General features: G+C 70.0%; 4 protein-coding genes. 3 read left to right on the top strand and 1 reads right to left on the bottom strand.

The genetic code is table 11. The features are described 5' to 3' along the window. Nucleotides 1-1,470 (top strand): multicopper oxidase domain-containing protein (locus tag VFM98_RS06355; RefSeq protein ID WP_325109063.1); only part of this gene is annotated, 1,470 nt, incomplete at its 5' end. A gap of 108 nt (nucleotides 1,471-1,578) precedes the next feature. Here the strand turns inward: VFM98_RS06355 and VFM98_RS06350 are convergent. Then, nucleotides 1,579-3,144: a DUF3612 domain-containing protein gene (locus VFM98_RS06350; RefSeq protein ID WP_325109062.1), complete on the bottom strand. Its 1,566-nt coding sequence runs from the start codon at nucleotides 3,142-3,144 to the stop codon at nucleotides 1,579-1,581. A gap of 178 nt (nucleotides 3,145-3,322) precedes the next feature. Here VFM98_RS06350 and VFM98_RS06345 point away from each other — a divergent pair, with 178 nt between their 5' ends. Then, nucleotides 3,323-4,399 (top strand): hypothetical protein, encoded by a 1,077-nt coding sequence (locus VFM98_RS06345; RefSeq protein ID WP_325109061.1) that lies wholly within the window; start codon nucleotides 3,323-3,325, stop codon nucleotides 4,397-4,399. 84 nt (nucleotides 4,400-4,483) lie between these two features. Next, nucleotides 4,484-5,430: ATP-dependent metallopeptidase FtsH/Yme1/Tma family protein (locus VFM98_RS06340; protein WP_325109060.1), on the top strand; the 947-nt coding region annotated here is incomplete at its 3' end.

Below are 5,430 nucleotides of genomic sequence, written 5' to 3'. Positions count from 1 at the left end.
CAGAACGTCTACAAGGGCAACGCCGTGATGATGAACTACTACTCGGCGCTGGACCGCGGCAACGAGGCCATCAACGACGGCGTGAACCTGCGCCTGCCCTCCGGCTCGGCGATGCCGTGGGGCAACCGCGACTACGACGTGAACCTGCTCGTCGCCGACAAGGCGTGGGACCAGAGCGGCCAGCTGTGGTTCAACCCGTTCAACACGGACGGCTTCATCGGCGACCGCCTGCTGGTCAACTGGCAGTGGGCTCCGACGCTGGACGTGCGGGCGCGCCGCTACCGCTTCCGCATCCTGAACGGCTCGGTGTCGCGCTACCTGTCCATCGGCCTGGTCAAGCAGTGCTCCGGCAAGAGCGCCTGCGAACTGCCCGGCCCGAAGGGCTCCAACATTTCGTACAAGCGCATCCCGTTCCACATGATCGCCAACGACGGCAACATCCTGGAGCACGCCGTGCCCTTCGACGGCACCATGGACCTCGACGCCGATGGCGACAAGCAGGACCACAACGCGGTGCTGCCGGCCCAGGGCATCGCGGAACGCTACGACATCGTGGTGGACTTCGCCAAGCACGGCCTCAAGCCGGGCGACAAGCTGTACTTCATCAACACGATGCACCACGACACCGGAATCGAGGACAAGGAGCGCATCCCGCTGGCCGACATCCTGTCCGAGAAGTACGACCCGGCGGTCATCCGCACGCGGTCGGACGGCCTGAAGGAGTGGGACAAGGGCGATCCGACCGTGGGCAAGTTCCTGGAACTCGTCGTGCGGCCGTACTCGGGCGTGGACCAGAGCATGGATCCCACCGACTACGAGCCGGTGGCGAGCCGCAGGGGCGCGCACAAGAAGATGATCCCGCTCTGGCTGGACCGCAACAACCCGGCCGATATGGCCAAGCTGCAGACGGCGATCCGCCACGAGTTCCACTTCGGCCGCTCCAGCGGCACGGATGCGACGCCGTGGACGATCAAGGCCGACGGCAGCGACGGCTTCAACATGGATCCGCGCCGCATCTCGTCCGCGCAGCCGCTGTCCACCGGGCCGACCGACGCCGGCTACTCCGGTGACGGCACGCTGCAGGTCTGGCGGCTGCAGTCCGGCGGCGGCTGGGCCCACCCGGTGCACGTGCACTTCGAGGAAGGCATCATCCTGTCGCGCAACGACGCGCCCCCGCCCGAGTGGGAGAAGTGGGCCCGCAAGGACGTCTACCGCATCGGCGGCGGCGACGAGAGCACCGGCACCATCGAGTTCGCGATCCACTTCCGCGAGTTCGCCGGCACCTACATGGAGCACTGCCACAACACGCAGCACGAGGACAACTCCATGCTGCCGCGCTGGGACATCGAGCACCCGGGCCAGTTCCAGGTGATGCCGACGCCCATGCCGACGTGGGATGGGGTGGAATACGCGCCGTCGGTGGGCCTGCCGCTGTTCCGCACCGGCTCCGGCCTGGGCGCGGGCAACTGAGCTGAGTGGTGAAGGTGGCCAGCCTCCGGAACGCTCCGACCGGGTCTCCCGGAACCATCGGGGGCTGGCCTGCCTTCACCGCCTCGGCCTCTCCTTGCGAATCTCCCTTCAGGCGGAGCGGCGCGTGCAGGCCGCTCCGCCCATGATCTCCCGCTGCAGCTCGGTGATCTCCCGGGCGCGCGAAAGGCCCGAGCCCGCACAGGGCTCGCGGCGCGGGCAGTTGGTGCTGCGCGGGCAGATGATGCGCGCCGGCTGCTCCAGCGCCTCCGGGATCCACCCGATGTTGAGCACCTTGGCGGCGGCGCGGATGGCCAGCGCCGCCTCGTCCGGCACCCGCGCCTCGCCGCCGTTGGCCAGGCAGGCCTGGGCGATGCTGTCCACCAGCCGGTCCGCCTCCGCCGTGCGCGAGCGCAGCGCCGGCACCATGTCCACCCCCACCGACAGCACGTGCGGGTTGCCGGCCATGTCCTCGGTCTGGCGCGAGTGGCACGCGTACAGCCGGAACTGTTCGCCCTCGCGCAGCAGCGAGAGCTGCGAGCCGCGGTCCGGCCCGCGCTCGCGATCGAGCATGCGGAACACCGCCCAGTGCGGGCACGGGTCCGTCACCTGCGCCATGTTGCCCCAGGGCAGCGGGATGCCGTTGCCCCGGTAGACCGCCCGCAGGTAGCCGGGTGGGTAGGCATCGAAGTAGTGCCAGTAGGGGTACGGCGACACCTTGGTCATGCGCCGCATCATCACGGCGGGCGTGACCTCGATCTTCTCGCCGGCCTCGATGCGGTGCTCCTCGCGCGCCAGGAAGCGGCGGAACGGCACCTTGGGGCACAGCAGCGCGCCGGCGAAGAAGCTGCACTCGAAGTCGCGCCAGGCGTGCAGCACGTCGTCGGGGCTCAGGCCGGCCGAAGGGCCGTGCGGGCTGTCGCCGATCTGCCCGCCGGTGGCGTGGGCCGAGCGCAGGCCGTCGCCGCCGTGCAGCACCTTGTGCGCGATGTGCGAGGCGAGGTCGAACTTCAGCCGCGCGGGCTGGGCGCGCAGCGCGCTGTTGACGTACACCAGGTTGGGCGCGTCGTAGAAGGAGCGCAGCATGCTGCGCAGCGCCGTGTCGCGGTCGCGCGCCAGCACCGGCGGGCGGTCGAACCAGCGCAGCTCCAGCCCGTGGCGCTTGCACAGCGCGATCAGGTCTTCGGCCGTGAGGGGGAAGCGCCGCTCGCCCACCTCCTCCGCCGCGCGCTCGAGATCGGGATAGTCGTTGCGCGAGATCTCCTGGTGCGAACGAATCAGCAGGTGCGCGAACTGGCGTCCGCTGGTGCCGGTCTGCGCGAGCAGCTCCGGGATCGCTGCCTGCAGCAGCTCGCGCGAGAACAGGAAGGCCGGCTCGAAGGGCACCGGCGGCGCGCCGCCTGCCCGCTCGGCGACGGCCGGCGCCTCGGCCGCCTGGGTGGCATCGAGGAACCACGCCGGCTCGCGCTGGAACACGGTGGCGAACAGCGCCAGCAGGTCGGCCGAGGGCACCCGCTTGCCGCCCTCGATCATGCTCAGGTACGACACCGAGGGCGCCCGCGCCGCGTCGATCTGGATGCAGCGCGCCGACAGTTCTTCCAGCGTGAGGCCGTGCGTCTTGCGCAAGGTGCGCAGCTTGCTGCCAAGCAGGCGGGTGTTGCGGGTGTGCTGAGCCATGGGGAGGAGTCCGGTCGGCGGAAACGGCGCCCGTTTCACTGCCGGCCAGCATACGCTGTGAAATTAACTTTGTGAAATTTCCCGAGTGAAATTTACAGGTGAGCGTTTCACATAATGGCTGCAACGCCGGGCCCACGGGCCACGTGCCACAGGTTTCCAAACATCGGAGAACAGTGCCATGGCATCCATCCTCGTCCTCGGAGCCTCCTACGGATCGCTCCTCGCCACCAAGCTGCTGATGGCGCACCACCGCGTCACGCTGGTGTGCACGGCGCCGACCGCGGCGCTGATCAACCGCGAGGGCACCGTCGTGCGCTTCCCGGTCAAGGGCTGCGACGAACTGGTGGAGATCGCCTCGCGCGACCTGCCCGGCGTGCTGCAGGCCACCACGCCCGATGCCGTGCAGCCCGAGGCCTTCGACCTGGCGGTGCTGGGCATGCAGGAGTCGCAGTACGGCGCGCCGGGCGTGCGCGGCCTGATGCAGCGCATCGCCCGCGCCCGCGTGCCCTGCCTGGCGATCATGAACATGCCGCCGCTGCCCTATCTGCGGCGCATCCCGCGCATCGATGCGGACCTGCTGGACGACTGCTACACCGACCCCGGGCTGTGGGCCGGCTTCGATCCCGAGCTGGTGACGCTCGCCAGCCCCGACCCGCAGGCCTTCCGCCCTGCCGGCGAGCCGAAGAACGTGCTGCAGGTGGGCCTGCCCACCAACTTCAAGGCCGCGCGCTTTGCCGGCGACGGGCCCACGCGGCTGCTGCGCCAGCTGGCCGAAGACATCGAGGACGCGCGCTTCGCCCACGGCGTCGAGATGCTGGACATCCCGGTCAAGCTGAAGGTGCACGAGTCGCTGTTCGTGCCGCTGGCCAAGTGGCCGATGCTGATGACGGGCAACTACCGCTGCATCCGAGCGCAGGGGATGATCCCGATCCAGGAGGCCGTGCACGGCGACCTGGAGCGCTCGCGCGCGATCTACGCCTGGGTGGCGGACCTGTGCTGCCGCCTCGGCGCCGACCCGGCCGACCTGGTGCCGTTCGAGAAGTACGCTGCCGCAGCGGCGTCGCTGAAGAAGCCCTCCTCCGCCGCCCGCGCGCTCGACGCCGGCGCGCAGCACATCGAGCGGGTCGACGCCCTGGTGCGGCGGCTGGCCGGCCAGCTCGGACTCGCCCACCCCGCGCTGCAGGAGATGGTGACCCTGATCGACGCCCGCCTGGCCGCCAACCGCGCCGCGCACGAGGAGCCTTTGGCCGCATAAGCCCGACGCTCCTGCTTCCCCAAAAGCCGCCCGCGGGCGGCTTTCGCGCGTCATGATGGCGGCTGCCCCATCCGAAGCCTCCGCATGAACGGATACAAGCTCCCTCCGAAGACGCCCCCCGCCGGCCCGAACCGCGCGCCCACCCGCCTGCCGCCGCGCAAGGTCTGGGGCCTCTTCGCGCTCATCCTCCTCATCAACTACATGGTGATGAGCTACCTGTTCCCGGCCGGGGACGCGCCGGTGACCATCCCCTACACCGCCTTCCGCGAGCAGGTGGCCAAGGGCAACGTGGCGGCCATCTACAGCCGCAGCACCAGCATCGAGGGCCGATTCAAGGACGCGGTGACCTGGCCGCCGGCGGAGATGCGCCAGCAGAAGCTCCCGCCGCAGGCCCCGGCGGCGGAGCGCGCGCAGGCCCGCATGCCGGCGCGCCAGGCGACCATGTTCGTCACCGAGCTGCCCGCCTTCTTCGACCGCGACCTGGAGCCCTTCCTGATCTCGCACGGCGTGGAGATCAGCGCCGTGCCGATCCAGCAGGGCAGCGGCTGGGCGACCCTCCTGTACGGCTTCGGCCCCGCGATCCTGCTGATTGCCTTCTACGTCTGGCTGTACCGGCGCGCGCAGTCGCAGGGCGGTGGTGGCGGCATGGGCATGGGCGGCATCTTCGGCAAGGGCCGCAGCCGCGCCAAGCGTTACGACGCCGACGCCGAGAACCGCGTCACCTTCAACGACGTGGCCGGGATCGACGAGGCCGAGAACGAGCTGGTGGAGATCGTCGACTTCCTCAAGGCGCCCGAGAAGTACACGCGCCTGGGCGGCACCGCGCCCAAGGGCGTGATGCTGATCGGGTCGCCGGGCACCGGCAAGACGCTGCTCGCGCGCGCGGTGGCGGGCGAAGCCGGCGTGCCCTTCTTCTCCATGAGCGCCTCCGAGTTTGTGGAGATGATCGTCGGCGTCGGTGCGGCGCGCGTGCGCGACCTGTTCAAGCAGGCGCGCGAGAACGCCCCGGCCATCATCTTCATCGACGAGAT

Origin of the sequence: Ramlibacter sp., assembly GCF_035706265.1 — a bacterium.
Classification (GTDB): domain Bacteria; phylum Pseudomonadota; class Gammaproteobacteria; order Burkholderiales; family Burkholderiaceae_C; genus Ramlibacter.
The sequence above is the reverse complement of the archived record's forward strand: the minus strand, read 5'-3'. Positions and strand labels throughout refer to the sequence as shown.